The sequence below is a fragment of the Luteibacter flocculans genome (assembly GCF_023612255.1).
Classification (GTDB): Bacteria; Pseudomonadota; Gammaproteobacteria; order Xanthomonadales; family Rhodanobacteraceae; genus Luteibacter; species Luteibacter flocculans.
The window spans coordinates 1,402,010-1,418,654 of sequence record NZ_CP063231.1 but is presented as its reverse complement, the minus strand read 5'-3'; the positions used below and the strand labels follow the sequence as shown (position 1 = coordinate 1,418,654).

Sequence of the window (16,645 nt, the reverse complement as noted above, 5' to 3'; positions counted from 1 at the left end):
CAGCAGGCGCGGTGCGCGATCAGCCCGCTTTGGATATGTTCTGGCAGCAGAAAATATTGCTTGAACGCGCAATCAATCCGCGGCTGCGACCTGCAGCCAGGTCAGGCGCCAGGCACCGTCGCGGCGACCGCCCGCGGCGAAGTAAGGCGTGAAGCGCAGCGGCAGGCGATAGCCCGGGTAGAACGACAACGCGGGTGCGCCGCCCTCCTCCAGGTCGAGCTTCAGCCACAGCTTCGCCGGGCCCTCGGGCAGCCTCACCGTCTCGGCGGTCTTGAAGCCGTCGATCCGCTCGGTGGCATACACCAGCGGACCGCAGGTGAAGCCGACGTAGTCGAAGCGCAGCACTTCCTGGCGTACCTCGCTGCCATCGGGTGCCCGCGATTCCTGCACGTTCCGGTTCGACGCACGATGGGCCACCGGGACGAAGGGGAACACCGCCGTCACCTGATCGCCGTCACGCCAAACCCGCTCGATGGATGCGTATTCGCCTGGCGTGATCGCGACACCTGCGGCCTCGCCATTCACCAGAAGGACCGCGCCATCGGCCCAGGACGGGATGCGAAGACGCAGGGCGAACCGACCTTCCCGCTCGAGCGCGACGTGCAGCCGTACGTCGTCGGGGTAAGGCCATGCGGTGTCCTGGCGGAGCGTGACGAGACCAACGCCTTCTAGCACGACCACGGTCTCGCCCGGGCCATAGAGGTTCACGTCGAGCGTGGCGCCATCGCGCACGCTCGTCGCCAGCGCCGGCAATTCCTCGATCGCCATCGCACCACTGGATTTGCAGCAACGCCAGTAGGTCGTGTGCACGCGCCGCCCGTTGGGGAACACGTAGTAGCACCAGTCTTCGCCGTCCGGGGCCTGTGCGGCGAGCAGGTCGTTATAGGCGGAACGCTCGATCTCTTCCGCGAAACATGCCTCGCCGGTCGCAGCGAGCAATTCGCGATTGAGCTGGATCCAGGCCAGCGTGGAGCAGGTCTCGACGTATGCCTCGGGACTGAAGGCGCCCGGTGCGTTGAACACCTCGCGCGACCGGTGCGCCACGCCGCCCCAAGGACCGCCGCCCAGCGTGAGGTGATGTTCGCGGATGCTGGCCCATACGTTGCGCGCCGCGCTCAATAGCGCCGGATCGCCGGTGACCCGATGGAGTTTCGCTACACCGACCATGTTCCAGGCGAGCTGATACGCCTTGCCTGTACCGATGAATGCCGCATCCGTTCCGGCCAGCGTCTGGCGTAACAAGGCGAGGTGCGGGTTCGCGTCGGCTTGCGCGAGTACGAGACGCGCAAGGTCGAGATAACGGGCGTCCCCCGTCGCCACGTGCAGCTCCACCGCGGGATCGAGCAACACCGTGGCCGACATGCCGAAATGATTGCCCAGGTCGGTGATGTCGATGCCGCTATCGCTCAGGGTCCGTAGACACAGATCGCCGATGCGCCGCGCTGCGTCGAGATACCGATCGCCGCCGAGCTGACGATGCACCTCGATCAGACCCAGGACGAGATAGGCGTGCGTCCAGATGTCCCAGGTGCGCACGCTGGGGGCACCGTCCCAGGTCACCGGTTTCGGCGGCCGGGGATGCATGAAACGGCGTGCGGGCGCGTAAGTGCCGAGGTAGCCGTCGGGCTCCTGCACCGAAAGCAGATAATCGGCCACGCGAAGCACGTTCGCACGCAATGCCGCGTCGCCGCTGCGCGCTGCGGCGCGCGAGGCTGCGACCAGCCACTTGCCGGCGTGCTCGCCGTACCAGTCGCCTTCCTCGTTCGTCGCGCGCCGCTCCGGCGAGAACAGCGCGATCGCCGGACTCGTCTCGTCCTCAATGAAATGCGAAAGCCGTCCGCGCAGATTGGCCGCGAGCGCGTCGCCCAGCAAGCCGTGGAAGCGCGTGCGCGACGTCATGCGGCATCCACCACGCAGCGGAAGCCGACACACCCGGAGCGGTCCTTGCAAGGCGCCATCAGCAGATACTTGCCATGGTGGTCCAGACGATAAGCCTGCGGAAAATACCAGTGTGACGTCTGCGGCTGATAGGCACTGCCGCCGCGGAGAATGGCACTGCGCGTGTGCTCGTCTTCGTATTCGTCGGTCCATTGCCACACGTTGCCGACCAGGTCGAGCACGCCGAACGGGCTCGCTGCCTCGGGGAAGGCTTCGACGTCGGCAGGCGCACGCAGGATGCGCCCGCGGTTCGGCGAAGGTACGAGGTCGTCGCGCCATGCATCGCCCCAGGGATACCGACGACCGTCGGTTCCCTGCGCCGCGTACTGCCACTCCCATTCGTGAGGGAGACGCTTGCCGGCCCAGGCCGCGTAGGCACGCGCATCCTCCAGGGCCACCCACGTCACCGGCTTGTTCTCCCATCCTGCTGGCGGCTCGCCGCCCTGCCAGTGGTGCAGGAAGTGGTGATCGTCCGCCGGCCACCAACCGCTGTCGGCCAGGAAGGCCGCAAACTGCGCATTGGTCACCGGTGTGCGGTCGATGTGGAACGCGGCCACCTGCATGCGCTGGCGGTGGTGACGCCGCGCACTCGGTTCCCAGGGGTATTGCACGTCGTTGCCTTCCCAGGTCTGCCCCTCGATCTCGACGCCACCGACCACGAAGTCGAACTCACCGGCAGGGATGCTGACCATGCCCTCGGGCGCTTGCGCCTGCGGCAAGGTGGGCGCGATAGGCACCTGGCGCTGCGGCAGGCTGTGCCAAGTGGCGGACAGCGACGAGAGCGGCGTCTCTGCCAGGCGTCGCATCGTGGCAAGGAAATCGTCGAGCCCGTCGATGGATGCACCCTCGCGCAGTGCCAGCACAGCGCCGAAACCCTTCCCTTCCAACGCGAAGCTGAGGACAGCCTGCTCGTCGTCCAGGCGCGGGGTCAGCGTCACGCCGTTCCACACATCCACATAGCGGGTGCCTTCGACATGGGGAATCGCCAGTTGCTCGCCGTCGACAACGTATTCGTTGCGATTGATGACGGTCCAGAGCGTATAGGCTTCCAGCGGAAAGCGGCTGGCGAACACGCCGGCCTGCCGCGTGCGCTCGTACGGACGCCAGGCCATGCTCACCAAGGCCGGCGCGAACTGCCGCTCGATCGACGCGATGCGGCGAAGCGTTTCCGCATCGCGCGGCGTGAAGGCGTTCCAGATGCCCCAGACGTTCTCCCAGGCGTTGTAGCCGATGCCGTTGAAGAAGATGTATTGGAGATCGTGCTGGCGGTCGCGGCCCCAACGATTCTCGTAATTGATCATGTGCCGCGGTTCGAGCCACTTGAACTTGGCGACCGGCGGCACGGGCTCGTTCGGCGCCTTCTTGCCCCAGCTCTGCACGTTCCAGATCAGTTGCTCTTCCGCACTGATGGTCGATTCCGGTTGCAGCACCACGGGACGCCCGACGGCATCGCAGGCGTCGAAGAACGCACGCGGTACGCCGTTGTAGGTATCGCCATTGATGCCGTCTGCACCGACCGACTCGACCAGCGTCGCCATACTCTGCCAGTCGCTGGCCTCGCTCGGACGCGTCCCGTGGTCCCAGGGCATGGTAGGCAGGAACACGCGCACGCCGCGGCGGTGAAAATCGTCCACGGCGCTGCGCAGGCCTTCGAGCCCGCCAGGCAGGTCGTGCGCGAGGTCGGTCTTGTTGCGGTCGTCGATACCGATGTTGGGATAGACGAACCAGATGAGCACGCTGTCGATGCCGCCGAAGCGACGTTCGAGATCGTCCAGATACCGATCGACCGTATAACGACGCGCCACGGGATCGTAGAAATAGCGATCCTCGACCATCATCTGCGCATGCACGAAGTTTCGCTGCGCCCATTGCAGTTCGGGCCGGCGGTAGTTCGCGTCGTCATAGCCGATACGCACGAGATGTTCGCGCCGCCAGTCGGCGAGCTCGCGGACCCAGTCGTCCACGCTGCCATCGACGTCCATGGTCCAGTGCCCGATCTCGGCGAACGGCCACCCGGGCGCCTTGCCCGGCGTGGGCAGGTAGCGACCGGTGGTGACGTGCGAGAACTTGAACTCGTGGATCACACGCGGCGGATCGTCGCGGTCGTCGTTCGGATCGGTCATGGCAGCGGACACAGGGAGGTCATGGGAGGGCATGGTAGACGAGGTCATAGAAGGGGCGCGCAAGCCGTGGCAGGTCATGGCCGCCATCGTCGCGAGGAAGATGTTGCAGCATGAGGATCGCGATCAGTCGCTCGCTGGGGTCGATGGTGTACGTGGTGGACGCCGCGCCGGACCAACCGTACTGGCCCACGGACCCGAGTTGCCCGCGCAGCGCCGGATCGAGCACCACGTAGCCGCCAATGCCGAAGCCCTCGCCCGCGCTGAACTGGTCCACGGGCGGGTCGAGCATGCCGAGCTGGTTGCTGAGCATGAACGCCACCGTCTTGCGTCCGAGCAGTACGTGGTCGCGATAACGTCCGCCATCCAGGAGCATCTGCGCGAAGTGTGCATAGTCGTCGACGGTGGCGTAGAGACCGCCCGCACCGCTGGCGTAGCGGTTCAAAGCATCGCCCGGATGCTTCGCGCTCGGGCTGCCGTCGAGAACGAGGCGACCGTCGTTCCCCATACGAGTGAGGTCCACGACGCGATGCCGCTCGTTGGCAGGCACGGAAAAGCCGGTGTCGCGCATATCGAGCGGAACGAAGATGCGCTCGTGCAGGAACACGGGAAACGGTTTCTTCGAGACTACTTCCACCACGCGTGCGATCAGTTCGATGGCGGCGCCGTCGTAGCCGAACCGGGTACCGGGATCGGCCGCCAGCGGCACGTTGCGCATGCGCTCGGTGAAACCCGCGAGGTCGTTCGCGGCGTGAGGATCGGCGCGCTCCATCGCAGCCAATGCGGCTTCGTCGCCAGGCAATCCCGCCGGATAACCCGCCGTGTGCGTGAGCAGGTCGCGCAGCGTGACGCGACGCGACGCGGCGCGGCTGACGGACGCACCGTCGGGCCCCTGGGTGAGAACGCGGGGCGCATCGAAGCCCGGCAGAACATCCGCCAGCGGCTGGTCGAGCGTGACCTTGCCCTCCTCCACCAGCATCATCAGCGCGACGGAGGTGACCGTCTTGGTCATCGAGTAGATTCGAAAGATCGCGTCGCGCCGCATGGGTCGGCGACGCGCGAGATCTTCGTAACCGTAAACGCCCACGTCGACCACGCGCCCCTCGTGGACGATGAGGCTCACGGCACCGAGGTAGCCCTCATCGTTCGTGGCGCCGCGCAGAAAGGTGTGCAGAGTTTCCAGCCGCGCGGGCGCCCATGGTTGCGCGGCCTGCGCCGAAGCGCAGGCCAGCGCGAGGCCGACGAGCACCGCGCCCAGAAATCCGGTACGGCGGAGGAACCGTCCGATCACAGGGTGATCGTGTAGGTGAGCGACGTGACTCGCCCGCGACCCGCCCAGTAGTTCTGGTAGCCCGCCAACTGCGACCAGCTCAGGATGTACTGCTTGTCGAGCAGGTTCTCCACACCGAGCGAGAGCTTGCCGTAGCGTTCGAGCCCGTAGTTCACGCCGAGATCCCACAGCGTGTAGCCATGCGTGCGCTCGTCGTAGCTGAAGGTGGCGCCATCGTAGCTCCGGACGTCGTGGCCCGAGATATGCCGGCCAAACAACGAAGTCGCACCGAGCGTGGCGTCCAGGCGCGACGAATAGGTCCAGGTAACCGAGTACGCCAGCTTGTCGGGGTTGATGTCGAGCACGCCGAGCGGCTTGTTCAGCCCGCCGTTGCCGTAGCGACCCGCCGGATCGCTCGACCAGAACGAGGTGCGTCCGCTGATGTGCGAGTAAATCCCGTTCACTTTCCACTGGTCGTTGAAGCGCCACTCGCCGGTGACTTCGGTGCCCTCGATGCGCACCGGTGCACGCGAGAGAATGAAGTCGGTGGTGTGCGGATCGACCGCGAGCGACGACCCAAAGGGCGACTTGGAGATGTAGTGCGTGGCACCGAACGCGCCGTTGTCACCGCGCCAGTTGAAGCCGAACTCGTTGTTCTTGTAGATGATGGCTTCGAGATCGCGGATCCGGCTGACCGACTGGCCCGGCGTGCTGATGTTGCGCAGCGGGATGCCGATGTTGGGCAGCGTGAAGCCTTCGCTGTACGAGGCAAAGATCGACCACTGGTCGTTGACGCGCCAGATGCCGCCGATGTTGCGCAGATTTTCCTTGTACGAGAGCTTGCCGCCCTGCACGAACACCCGGTTGCGGTAATACGTGGTGGTGTAGCTGTTGACCGTGAGGCGATCACTCTCACGGCGATAGCCACCGCTGATGGTGAACGGACCGATGTCGTAGGAGAGCTGCAGATACGGCGCCACGCTGTTGTAGATCATCGGCGGCACCCACAAGCGACCCGTCAAGGCCAGCCGCTGCTGGGCCTCGTCGCGCGCCACGTCCACGCCGGTGTGCAGTTCCAACCCGGTGACGAGGAAATCGGGACGCGTCCACGAGGTACGGATACCGCGCTTCTTTGCGGTGATCTCGGACTGATCGAAGAGTGTGTTGAGCGGCGCGATCAACGGGTCCTGCTTGTCCTCGGTGTTTTCCGGCAGGTAGCGCATGGCCTGGTCGGCCTTGTAAGCGTTGATGTCGAGCGAGCCGCCGAGCACGTTCTTGTGGCTGTATTCCACCGAATACTGTTTGAAGTCGTTGAACGCATCCTTGGAACCGAAGATGTGCCCCTTCTCCGAGGTATTCGTACGCGGTACGGCGCAGGGCGGATTGTCGGTAGGGCCGCGGCAACCCAGCACCTGCACGTACTCGCCCTTGCCCTGGATCTTGAACCTGCTGACGGAGGCCTGGATGCGCTGATCGTCGTTCTCGCCGAAGTTGTAGCCCACCTTCGCGAACAGGTTCCTCGACGTCGAATCGGCGAGCGAGCCGGACGTATTGAGGCCGATGCGACGACCGTTGCCGTCGTAGGTGATGCCGCGGTCGATGTACGAGCCCGAGAGCAGCACGTCGTAGCTACCCTCCTTGCGGCTGAACGTCACGCCCGTCTTCCAACCGCCGCTATCGGACTTGCCCTGGGTCTGGTAACGCGTGGTGATGGTGGTCTCGTTGCCTTCCTTCGTCGGCGTCTTCGAGATGTAGTTGATGATGCCGCCCGCCGCACCGATGCCTTCGGATGCCGACGGGCCGTTGATCACCTCGACGCGACCGACGATGCCCATGTCGGTAAAGGTGCCGTTACGCGAACCCTCGCGCAGCGGCGAGCCCTGGGGCACGCCGTCGAACAGGCGCAGCGGAATGCGACCACGCAAGGTTTCGCCCGTGTTGCTCATCGCCTGCGACGATTCCGCATAGCCGGGCACGGAACGCGCCAGCACGGCCGTCGCGTCTTCCGTCACCAGCAGCGTGTGTGCGATCTCTTCCTTGTTGACGATGGTGATCGCACCGGGGATTTCGTCCACCGCCTTCGGCATGCGCGTGCCCGTGACGATCACCTGGTCGAGGTCGGTCGGCTCGCTCTTCTTGTCGTTCTTTTTCTTCGCCGTGTCCTGCGTGTCGGACGCCGCCGATGCGGGCGTCTCCTGCGCATGCGCCGCGGTGACGAAAAGGGATGCCAGCAGGATGCTGCCGATGGCGGCGGAAAGTGGTTTGATCATGTCGGGTCCGTAGGTGCCGTTGGAGCGGATCGCCCGCGTGGGCGAAGGCGGCGCGATCGCTCTGGGCGGCGCGCCTGACGGATGAAGCTCGGCTTTCGCGATTGGCGGCGCCCTCCCCGGCGCGCCCTTCGGCTGGTGTTTTCGTTGACGGCGAATCTATGCGGTTCGCGCGTGCCGAGAAACCGATGCCGGGTATGTTCAGAGACTAGTTTTTGTTGCTTACGAACCAAGCAAAACTATGCGGCGACGCAACATGATCGACATGTTCAACGTGCAGACGCACGCGTCTGCTCCATGGCCTTGCGGCTCTCCTGCAACAACACCGTGACGAGCCGGACACGCACGCTCGAACGCGACCATACGATGCCGATGCGACGCGGCTCCGAAGGCTTGGGCAGCGGCAAGCGCACGAGATCGAGTCCTTCGGGCCACGGTTGTGCCCAGTCCGGCACCAACGACACGCCGAGGCCACGATCGACCATCACCGCGATGGCATTGAGCGCGTTCAGTTCGAAGCGCTCGCGCGGCACGATGCCATTCGCGCGAAGGTAATCGTCCGCCTGTCGGCCGCCCCACTGGTTACGGTCGTAGCGGATCAACGGCTCGCTGGCGAGCAACTCATGCGGATCGCGTGCAGCCATGCTGCGTGGCGCCAACACGACCAGCGGCTCCTCGCGCAGCAATTGCCATTCGCGGGTCTTCGGCAGCGGAAACGGTGCCTGGAGCACGACGGCTGCATCGAGATCGCCGGTCTCGACGTCGCGGTAGAGGTCCACTGAATAGCCGGGCTTGATGAAGACGTTGATGCGCGGAAAGGTCTCCACCATGCGCGCGAGCACGTCGGGAAGCATGCCTGCGAGGGCCGTGGGGCACGCGCCGAGGCGCAGTTCGCCCGATACGCCGCTCTCGTTGGCGACGCTGCGCAGGTCGGCCACGTTGCGCAGGAGGTCGCGCGAGCGCTGCAGTATCCGCGAACCTTCTTCCGTGACGCTGACGGTGCGCCCCACGCGAGCGATGAGCGTGGCGCCGATCTCGCGCTCCAGCGTGCGTATCTGCTGGGCCACGGCCGCGGGCGTGATGTTCAGCAGGCGCGCCGCGGCCGCCATGGAGCCATGGTCGGCCACGGTGATGAAGGTATGCAGGAACTGGGTTTCCACGTTGGCTCGCCGGCGCTCGTCAGAGGTAGGCCATGGTAGGTCATCGCCGTGCGTTGTCGCGATGGATCGTCAGGCCTTTCAGCGAGCCGGTCGGCGGCGGGAAGAACAGGCTGGCTATGTAGCCGATCACGATGCAGAGGAAAATGGAGATCGCGAGGTAGAAATACGGATGCACCAGCTTGAACATCCACGCCACCAGCGTGAGCACGGTGCTGGCGGCGATGCCGATGGCCACGCCCGGCGCGTTGGCGCGGCGGGTGAACATGCCCAGAGTGTAGGCCCCTGCGAAGCCACCGCCGAGGAGTCCCGCCAGTTCGATCGACACGTCGAACAGGGAATGCACGTCGAAGCGTGACAGCAGCAGTGCGAGTCCTATGCCCACCAGCCCGACGACGATGGTGGTGATCTCGGCGAAGACCACGCTGTGCTTCGGCGTGGGGTTCTTCACCAGCCGCTCGTAGAAGTCCACGGAGACCAGCGTGGCGACGCTGTTCATGATGCCCGAGAGCGTCGCCATCGCGGCGGCGAAGATGCCCGCCACGATCAGGCCGGTCACCCCCATGGGCAGCTCCGCGGCGATGAACAGCGGAAACGTGGCATCGATGGGCAGCAAGGGGTTCATCCGCTCCGGATGCGCCTTGTAGTACACGAACAGCGCGGTGCCGATCATGTAGAACACGAAGCCGCCTGGAATCATGATTGCCGCGAACGCCCAGATCGATCGGCCGGCCTCTTTGTCGGAAGGCGTCGACAAGGTCCGCTGCATCAAGACCTGATCTTTCGGAAAGGTCAGCACCACGTCGAACAGCACGAGAAAGATGAAACCCCACACAGTGGCCTTGGTCAGGTCGAAGCTGAAATCGAGCAGGCGCAGCTTGTGGTCGGCCATCGCGGTATGGACGAACTCGCCCATACCGCCATGCAGATGCCAGATGATGAAACCGATGGCGAAGATCGCGCCGCCCATCTTGACGATCACCTGCACGACATCCGTCCAGATCACGGCTTTCATGCCGCCCATGGCGGTGTAGACGATCGTGAACCCACCCATGAGGATCACGCTCCAGGTGGTGCTGATCCCCGTGATGGTGGCGATGGCGAGCGCCGGCAGGAACAGGATCACGCTCATGCGGCTGCCGAGCTGGGTGAGGATGCACAAGGCACTGGCGAGCATGCGGATCGTCGGATGGAAACGGGTTTCGAGGTACGAGAACACGGACATCAGGTCGAGCCGGCGTAGCAGTGGCACAATCCATACCGCCACGAACATCAGGCCGAATACCGCGATGAGGTTGTTCGTCATGTACTGCCAGTTGCTCTCGAACGCCTTGGCGGGAATGGCGATGAAGCTGATCGAGCTGGTGTTCGCGGCATACAGGCTGATGCCTGCCGCCCAGAAGGGAATGCTGCGTCCGCCCACGAAAAAGTTGGACGTCGAGTTGCGTTTCTCGCGCAGGTAGAAGTACAGGCCGATGCCGATCATGCCGGCGAGGTAGACCACGATCACGAGCCAGTCGAGCCAGCGCAGCAGCAACTTGCCTGACTGGATCTCGGCCGAACCCACCTGCGTTCGTTCGTCCGCCGATCTCGCCCAGAGCAGTCCATCGCCCCACGGCGTCATCGCCTGCGGCTGCGCGAAGGTCGCGCCGGGAAGCGTCGCCCATGAACGCGTGACGATCTGCCAGGTCATCGCACGGGCCGGCCCTGCCCCGTCGGCCACGAGATAGAGGATGTTCGCCTGACCTACCGCGCGAGCCATGCCGGGGAGCACCATCGCGGGGAGATCCGAGCGACGGCTCCAGCCTTCTTCCGCCGTCCAGCGCCAGATGGCGTCGTCGGTGGTGACGAACACGCCCATGCCCTGCGCCACGACGGTCGTCGGTGCAGCATGGCTCGGCCATCCGCCGAGCGATGTCCACGTGGCGCCCGGGGCATCGACATCGAGGCGCCATAGCGTCGAGCCCTCACCGTCACGACCCACGACAAACAGGTCACTGCCCGAGACGGTCGCCTGCGCATCGTCCAGCGGTTGTGGCAAAGCGGGAAGCACACGTGCTTCCAGGCCGGCCGTGCTGGCAATCAGACGCGCGACGGCGGTCACTTTCCCACCATTGCGCAGCATCACGTAAGCGCGCTTACCGTCGCCAAAGCTGCGATCCAACCCCGCGGGCGGATGCCCTCCGGACCACGCCAGCGGCACCCATGCCGATGCCCCCGCATCCAGCGCCCATGCGCCATCCCCAATGAGGGCAACGGTGCGTCCGTCGAGTTGTGCGAGGCCGTGCATCTCGCCTTGGGAAGGAATGGCCGGAAGCTCCGTCGCCTTGAGCGGCGTAAGTGCGGCACCATGCGCCACGCCGACCAGCGACAGAGTTAGCAACAGCACGACGAAACAGGCGCGGCGAAAGGTGGCGAGCATGCGCGCTTCGTTCATTCGTGCGACGCCAGCAAGGCTTGGGCGCGCTTGACGAACGGCAGATCGATCATGCGACCGTCGAGCAGAAACGCACCACGCCCGTCGCGCGCAGCATCTGCCGCCGCAGCGACCACGCGTCGCGCGACCGCCAGTTCTTCGGGTGACGGCGCGAACACGGCATTTGCCAGCGCTACCTGGCGCGGATGGATGCAGGTCTTGCCGATGAAACCGAGACGGCGTGCCATGATCGCCTCCGCGCGGTAGCCATCGGCGTCGTCGACGGCCGCGAAAGCCGCATCCACCGCGAACACGTCGGCCGACGCGGCGGCCATCTTGACCGCGAACATGGCCGCGTGGACCGCCGCGCCATCGGTGCGATCGACGTGATACGGCTCGAACAGATCGGCAAGGCCGAGTTGCAGGCCGGCCACGCGCGTATGAGCGGAAGCCATGGCCGCGGCCTGCGCCAGCGCGCGCGGGGTCTCCACGTTGACCAACAGGCCCACCGGCTGCGCCATGCGCTGCAATGCTTCCGCGCGTTCCAGTGCAGCGACGACGGCACGCACGGCGTCTGCGGATTCCAGCTTCGGGATGTTGAGCAGGCTGAGTCCGGGCTGCACAACGGCGCGCAGATCGTCCTCGAAGTACGGGCTGTCCGGTGCGTTGATCCGCACGATGCAGAGCTTGGCGGCGTCGCGCATGGCAGCCGAACCGACGAACGCCGCCACGGCATCGCGAGCCGAGCTCTTCGCCTCCGGCGGGACGGCATCCTCAAGGTCGAACGACACGGCATCGGCCGCGCTGGCCAACGCCTTGACGAACAGTTCCGGGCGCCCGCCGGGCACGAACAACTTGCTGCGCATGGATCCCCCGCCGACGTCGGCGCCACGATGACCCGGGATTCTGCGCCATCGCCCGCCCGCCAATCGAGCGAAGCGCGGATGTTCAAACGATAGGTTTCCTATCTTGCTGCGCAGCAGCAAGGACGATCGTGCCGGCTCAGACGCCGTGGTAGTCGCGATACCAGCGCACGAAGCGTTCGACACCCTCTTCCACACCCACCTGCGGTGCATAGCCAACGGCATGACGCAGTTCGCTCACGTCGGCTTCGGTGTCGGGTACATCGCCCGGCTGCAGCGGCAGCATGTCCATGATTGCCTCGCGACCGAGACATTGCTCAAGGCGACGGATGTAGGCGAGCAGTTCGACCGGCCGTTCGTTGCCGATGTTGAACAGCCGGAACGGGGCGACGCCGCTGGACGAGGGATCGGGTGCCTTGCCGTCCCACGTCGAATCGATCGTCGGCGGACGGTCCAGGCAGCGGATCACCCCTTCGACGATATCGTCGATGTAAGTGAAGCTGCGCCGGTGCCGACCGTGGTTGAACACCTTGATCGGCTCGCCCTGGAGGATCGCCCGGGTGAACAGGAACAGCGCCATGTCCGGCCGGCCCCATGGACCGTATACGGTGAAGAAGCGGAGGCCGGTGGATGGCGTGCCATACAGGTGGGCGTAGCTATGCGCCATCTGTTCGTTGGCCTTCTTCGTGGCGGCGTACAGCGTCAGCGGATGCTCGGCCGACTGGTGTTCGGAGAACGGCATGGCGCGATTCGCGCCATAGACCGAGCTGGTCGACGCGAAGACCAGGTGTTCGACCGCATGCGTGCGACATCCTTCGATGACGTGCAGGAAACCTGTGACGTTGCTCGATACGTAGACGTGCGGGTTCTCCGCCGCGTAACGCACGCCGGCCTGCGCAGCCAGGTGCACGACGCGCTGCGGGCGATGACGCGCAAAGACGTCCGCTATCGCATCGCGATCTGCCAGGTCAGCGTGCACGTGGACGTAGCGCGGGTCGTGGCGGAAACGTTCCAGCCGCGCCTGCTTGAGCGTCACGTCGTAATAATCGTTGAGGTTGTCGAGACCGATCACCTCGTCGCCGCGCGCCAGGAGTCGCATGGCAACGTGGGAACCGATGAAACCGGCCGTACCCGTGACCAGGATCTTCATGACCGATGCCTCATAGACGACCGTCCACCGCGTCGCGCGGCAGCACGTATTTCACGTCGTAGATCACCGCATCGGGCTTGCCGAATGCGCGAATGCCGACGGCGCCAAGCTCGTGGAACTGATGATGTGCCACCGCGACGACGATGGCGTCGTACGCACCCGCCTCGGGCTGGGCCACGGGACGCAGGCCGTAGATATGCTCGGCTTCGGCAGCATCGACCCACGGATCGTAGACGTCGATCGTGGCGTTGTAGGTCTTCAGCGAAGCGATGATGTCCACGACGCGCGTGTTGCGCAGGTCGGGGCAGTTTTCCTTGAACGCCAGGCCCAGCATCAGCACGCGCGCGCCGACGGGATTGAGGCCTTTGCAGACCATGAGGCGGATCACCTCGCCGGCAATGTACGGGCCCATGCCGTCGTTGGTGCGGCGGCCGGCCAGAATCACGTCCGGGTGGTGGCCAACTTCCTGTGCCTTATGAGTCAGGTAATACGGATCGACGCCGATGCAATGGCCGCCGACAAGGCCCGGGCGGAACGGAAGGAAATTCCACTTGGTGCCCGCGGCTTCGAGCACTTCGAGCGTATCGATGCCGAGCTTGTTGAAGAGAATCGCCAGATCGTTGACCAGCGCGATGTTGAGGTCGCGCTGCGTGTTCTCGATGACCTTGGCGGCCTCGGCCACTTTGATCCGGCTGACCTTGTAAGTGCCGGCATCGATGATGCTGGCGTACAGCGCGTCGACGAAATCCGCGGCCTCGGGCGTGGAGCCGGACGTGACCTTGCGAATGTTGTTGACCCGGTGCGTCTTGTCGCCCGGGTTGATCCGTTCGGGGCTATAGCCTGCGAAGAAGTCCTGGTTGAACACCAGGCCGGACATCTTTTCCAGGATCGGTACGCAGACTTCTTCGGTGCATCCGGGGTACACGGTGGACTCATAGACCACGACGTCGCCACGCTTGAGCACCTTGCCCAGCGCCTCGCTCGCACGCGTCAGCGGCGTGAGATCCGGGCGTTTGGCGCTGTCGATGGGCGTCGGCACGGTCACGATGAAAACGTTGCACTCGCGCAGGTCGTCGAGCTCGCTGCTGTAGGCCAGGAGCGTGGCCTGCCCCAGAGCCTCGCGATCCACCTCGAGCGTGCGGTCGTCGCCCTCGCGCAGCTCGCGCACGCGCGACAGGTCGATATCGAAACCGAGGGTCGGGAAACGCTTGCCGAACTCGACGGCCAGGGGCAATCCCACATAGCCCAGCCCGATCACTCCGATCTTTACCTTGTCCAACTGCTGCATCGGGCTTCCGTCGAAGGAGGTGCGGCGGCCGGCCGGCCGGCGCGGCCATCAAGCGAGGAAGCCTAGCGGATCGGCCACGGCGGGCGCCAGCACCCGCCGCCGTGCTGCGCCTTCAGCCGCCCTCGGCCGGCCGCTCGCTCACGTCGCGCACGCTGTAGACGTCGATGGCGTAGGGCGTCTGCGCGTCCCCGGTGGCCTTGAAGCGGCCGAAAACGGTCGCGTCCGCACGAACGCCTTTGCCCGCCACGGTGCGACGGAAGGACGCAATGTCGCGCTTGCGGCTCGAGGCGTCGTCCATGGTGAGGCCGATGGCGGCCTTGCACTGCGCGTCGGAAAGCAACGTGGTCTTGCCCTCCGTGCTGGCCGTGCCGCGTACCGTCACGGTCGTGCCGACATAACGCTGCGCCGTGCCCAGCACGGTGCACAGAGTGTCCGGCGGTGGATCGTCGGAACGGGCCACGGCGGCGCCGGCAACCAGCGCCAGGATGAGGGCGACACCCGTCGCCCGGACGAACGCGATGCTGTTCATAGGCTTTCCCCCTTTGGTACCGGCCCACGAGGGGCCGCGCCGATTGGACGGCTAAATCGAAGGACACCGCGTTTGCCGAGGGCCGTCAATAAGAAATTTGGGCATGCGCAGGCCTTGGCACGCCGATTTGGACGTCCAATCCCGCATTCGCCGGGATCGGCGATACTGTTGCCCCCTACCCCGAAGCGATATCGATCCATGGCTTACGACGACGATTACGAGGACCGCGACTACGATGAGGACGAGGATGGCGAGGACTCCACCGAAACCCAGGTGTGGCAGTTGCTCCTGCTGATCAATCCGGGCGACGAGGACGGTGCGGAGGTGCAGTTCAAGGCCTACCAGGAGCTGACCGAAGAGGAAGGCGACGAAGATCCTGTCCGTCTGGTGGCCCAGGTGACCGACTGGCGTTCGGGATTCGAGGTGGACGCGGACGACACGCGTGCGCTGGTGGAGGTCATCAACGAACTGGTGGCGCGCTGGAATCTCGTGCTCGATTGGGATGGCGACCCCGCCGACGACGAGTTCCACGAAGATATCGACGGCGTCGAGATCTTTTCCCGCGCGTTCGACAGGCTTCGCGAACACGGCTATACCTTGTGGGCTCGCGAAGCCGAGGACGATGACGTCTACGCGGGCTGGATCACGCGCTCGGACGACGACGAGGCCATGCGACTCATTGCCACGCAGCTCGGCATCAACCTGCGGCTGGGCAGCCAGGTCGGCTGATCGCGCCGCGTCAGGACCTGCCCAGCCGCTGCTTGAGCAGGTCGATGAACGCGCGGACCTTCACCGGCGGGTGCTTGCCCGGATAGACCGCATAGACGCCCCCATCAGGCAGTTCGTGGCCCGGCAACAGGGCCACGAGCCGGCCATTGGCGAGGTCGTCTTCCACCACGTAATCCGGCAGCACGGAGACTCCCAGGCCGGCCAATACGAACGCATGCGCGGCAAGGGTGCCATTCGCGCTGGCTACCGGGCGCGTCTGGACCGAGTGATCCGCCCCGCTCTCGTCGGTGAAGGTCCAGCGCGTGGGCGAGGACAGCACCGTAAGGGCGATCCAGGCGTGCTCTGCCAGATCGGCAGGCACGCGAGGCGCCCCATGCCGCGCGAGGTAATCCGGGGCGGCGACCAGGCACTGGCGGAAGCCGGCGAGCTTCGCCGCCCGCAGGCTCGAATCGCGCAACCAGCCAATGCGGATCGAAAGATCGATGCGCTCCGCGATGAGATCGACCAGGCGGTCGCCGATCACCAGGTCCACGCGCACCCGCGGGTAGTGCCGGGCGAATTCGGCCAGGGCGGGCGCGACAATCGACGGGCCGTGATCTTCGGCCGCGGCGACCCGCAACACGCCCATCGGGCTGTCCCGGCATTCGCCCACCTGGGCGATGGCGGCTTCGGCATCGGCGACGATGCGCACGCAATCCTCGTGGAAACGCTCGCCCGCATCGGTCAACGACATCCTCCGCGTGCTGCGCACAAGCAATTGCACGCCGAGTTCGTCTTCCAGCCGAGCCAGATGCTGGCTCACCATGGCCTTGGTCGTGCCCAGTTGCTCGGCTGCTGCGGTGAACGAGCCCGCGCGCACGAGGGTGACGAAAATGGCGAGACGATTGAGATTGACTTCGGCCATGAGTGCTCCCGATC

At 65.3% G+C, this 16,645-nt stretch carries 12 protein-coding genes; 1 reads left to right on the top strand and 11 read right to left on the bottom strand.

Going from position 1 to position 16,645, the window contains the following annotated elements:
* Nucleotides 1-72: 72 nt before the first annotated feature.
* The 10 genes from IM816_RS06230 to IM816_RS06185 all read right to left on the bottom strand — a co-directional run bounded on the left by IM816_RS06230 (nucleotide 73) and on the right by IM816_RS06185 (nucleotide 14,998).
* The gene (locus tag IM816_RS06230; protein ID WP_250340207.1) at nucleotides 73-1,899 is read right to left on the bottom strand and encodes a glycoside hydrolase family 127 protein; all 1,827 of its coding nucleotides are present in this window, start codon (nucleotides 1,897-1,899) and stop codon (nucleotides 73-75) included.
* Nucleotides 1,896-4,061 (bottom strand): formylglycine-generating enzyme family protein, encoded by a 2,166-nt coding sequence (locus tag IM816_RS06225; protein ID WP_250340206.1) that lies wholly within the window; start codon nucleotides 4,059-4,061, stop codon nucleotides 1,896-1,898. The genes IM816_RS06230 and IM816_RS06225 overlap by 4 nt, the downstream gene beginning before the upstream one ends.
* Before the next feature lie 19 nt (nucleotides 4,062-4,080).
* A complete protein-coding gene (locus IM816_RS06220) occupies nucleotides 4,081-5,349 on the bottom strand; it encodes a serine hydrolase domain-containing protein (protein WP_250340205.1) in 1,269 nt (422 codons plus the stop codon).
* Complete coding sequence (locus IM816_RS06215) at nucleotides 5,346-7,598, bottom strand: TonB-dependent receptor (RefSeq protein ID WP_250340204.1); 2,253 nt, start codon at nucleotides 7,596-7,598, stop codon at nucleotides 5,346-5,348. The genes IM816_RS06220 and IM816_RS06215 overlap by 4 nt, the downstream gene beginning before the upstream one ends.
* Before the next feature lie 266 nt (nucleotides 7,599-7,864).
* Nucleotides 7,865-8,755, bottom strand: coding sequence for a LysR family transcriptional regulator (locus tag IM816_RS06210; RefSeq protein WP_250340203.1), 891 nt, complete (start codon nucleotides 8,753-8,755; stop codon nucleotides 7,865-7,867).
* Between the two features lie 40 nt (nucleotides 8,756-8,795).
* Nucleotides 8,796-11,174 carry a sodium:solute symporter family transporter gene (locus IM816_RS06205; RefSeq protein WP_250340202.1) on the bottom strand — a complete coding sequence of 793 codons (2,379 nt, stop codon included), beginning with the start codon at nucleotides 11,172-11,174 and terminating at the stop codon, nucleotides 8,796-8,798.
* A gap of 11 nt (nucleotides 11,175-11,185) precedes the next feature.
* Nucleotides 11,186-12,034, bottom strand: coding sequence for an HpcH/HpaI aldolase/citrate lyase family protein (locus tag IM816_RS06200; protein ID WP_250340201.1), 849 nt, complete (start codon nucleotides 12,032-12,034; stop codon nucleotides 11,186-11,188).
* 136 nt (nucleotides 12,035-12,170) lie between these two features.
* Nucleotides 12,171-13,181, bottom strand: coding sequence for an NAD-dependent epimerase (locus tag IM816_RS06195; RefSeq protein ID WP_250340200.1), 1,011 nt, complete (start codon nucleotides 13,179-13,181; stop codon nucleotides 12,171-12,173).
* Nucleotides 13,182-13,191: 10 nt separating this feature from the next.
* Nucleotides 13,192-14,469, bottom strand: coding sequence for a Vi polysaccharide biosynthesis UDP-N-acetylglucosamine C-6 dehydrogenase TviB (tviB, locus tag IM816_RS06190; protein ID WP_250340199.1), 1,278 nt, complete (start codon nucleotides 14,467-14,469; stop codon nucleotides 13,192-13,194).
* 112 nt (nucleotides 14,470-14,581) lie between these two features.
* The gene (locus IM816_RS06185; RefSeq protein ID WP_250340198.1) at nucleotides 14,582-14,998 is read right to left on the bottom strand and encodes a hypothetical protein; all 417 of its coding nucleotides are present in this window, start codon (nucleotides 14,996-14,998) and stop codon (nucleotides 14,582-14,584) included.
* A gap of 198 nt (nucleotides 14,999-15,196) precedes the next feature.
* Between IM816_RS06185 and IM816_RS06180 the strand changes: the two genes are divergently transcribed.
* A complete protein-coding gene (locus IM816_RS06180; protein ID WP_250340197.1) occupies nucleotides 15,197-15,727 on the top strand; it encodes a DUF6630 family protein in 531 nt (176 codons plus the stop codon).
* Between the two features lie 10 nt (nucleotides 15,728-15,737).
* Here the strand turns inward: IM816_RS06180 and IM816_RS06175 are convergent, their stop codons facing one another.
* Nucleotides 15,738-16,631 carry a LysR family transcriptional regulator gene (locus IM816_RS06175; protein ID WP_250340196.1) on the bottom strand — a complete coding sequence of 298 codons (894 nt, stop codon included), beginning with the start codon at nucleotides 16,629-16,631 and terminating at the stop codon, nucleotides 15,738-15,740.
* Nucleotides 16,632-16,645 lie beyond the last annotated feature (14 nt).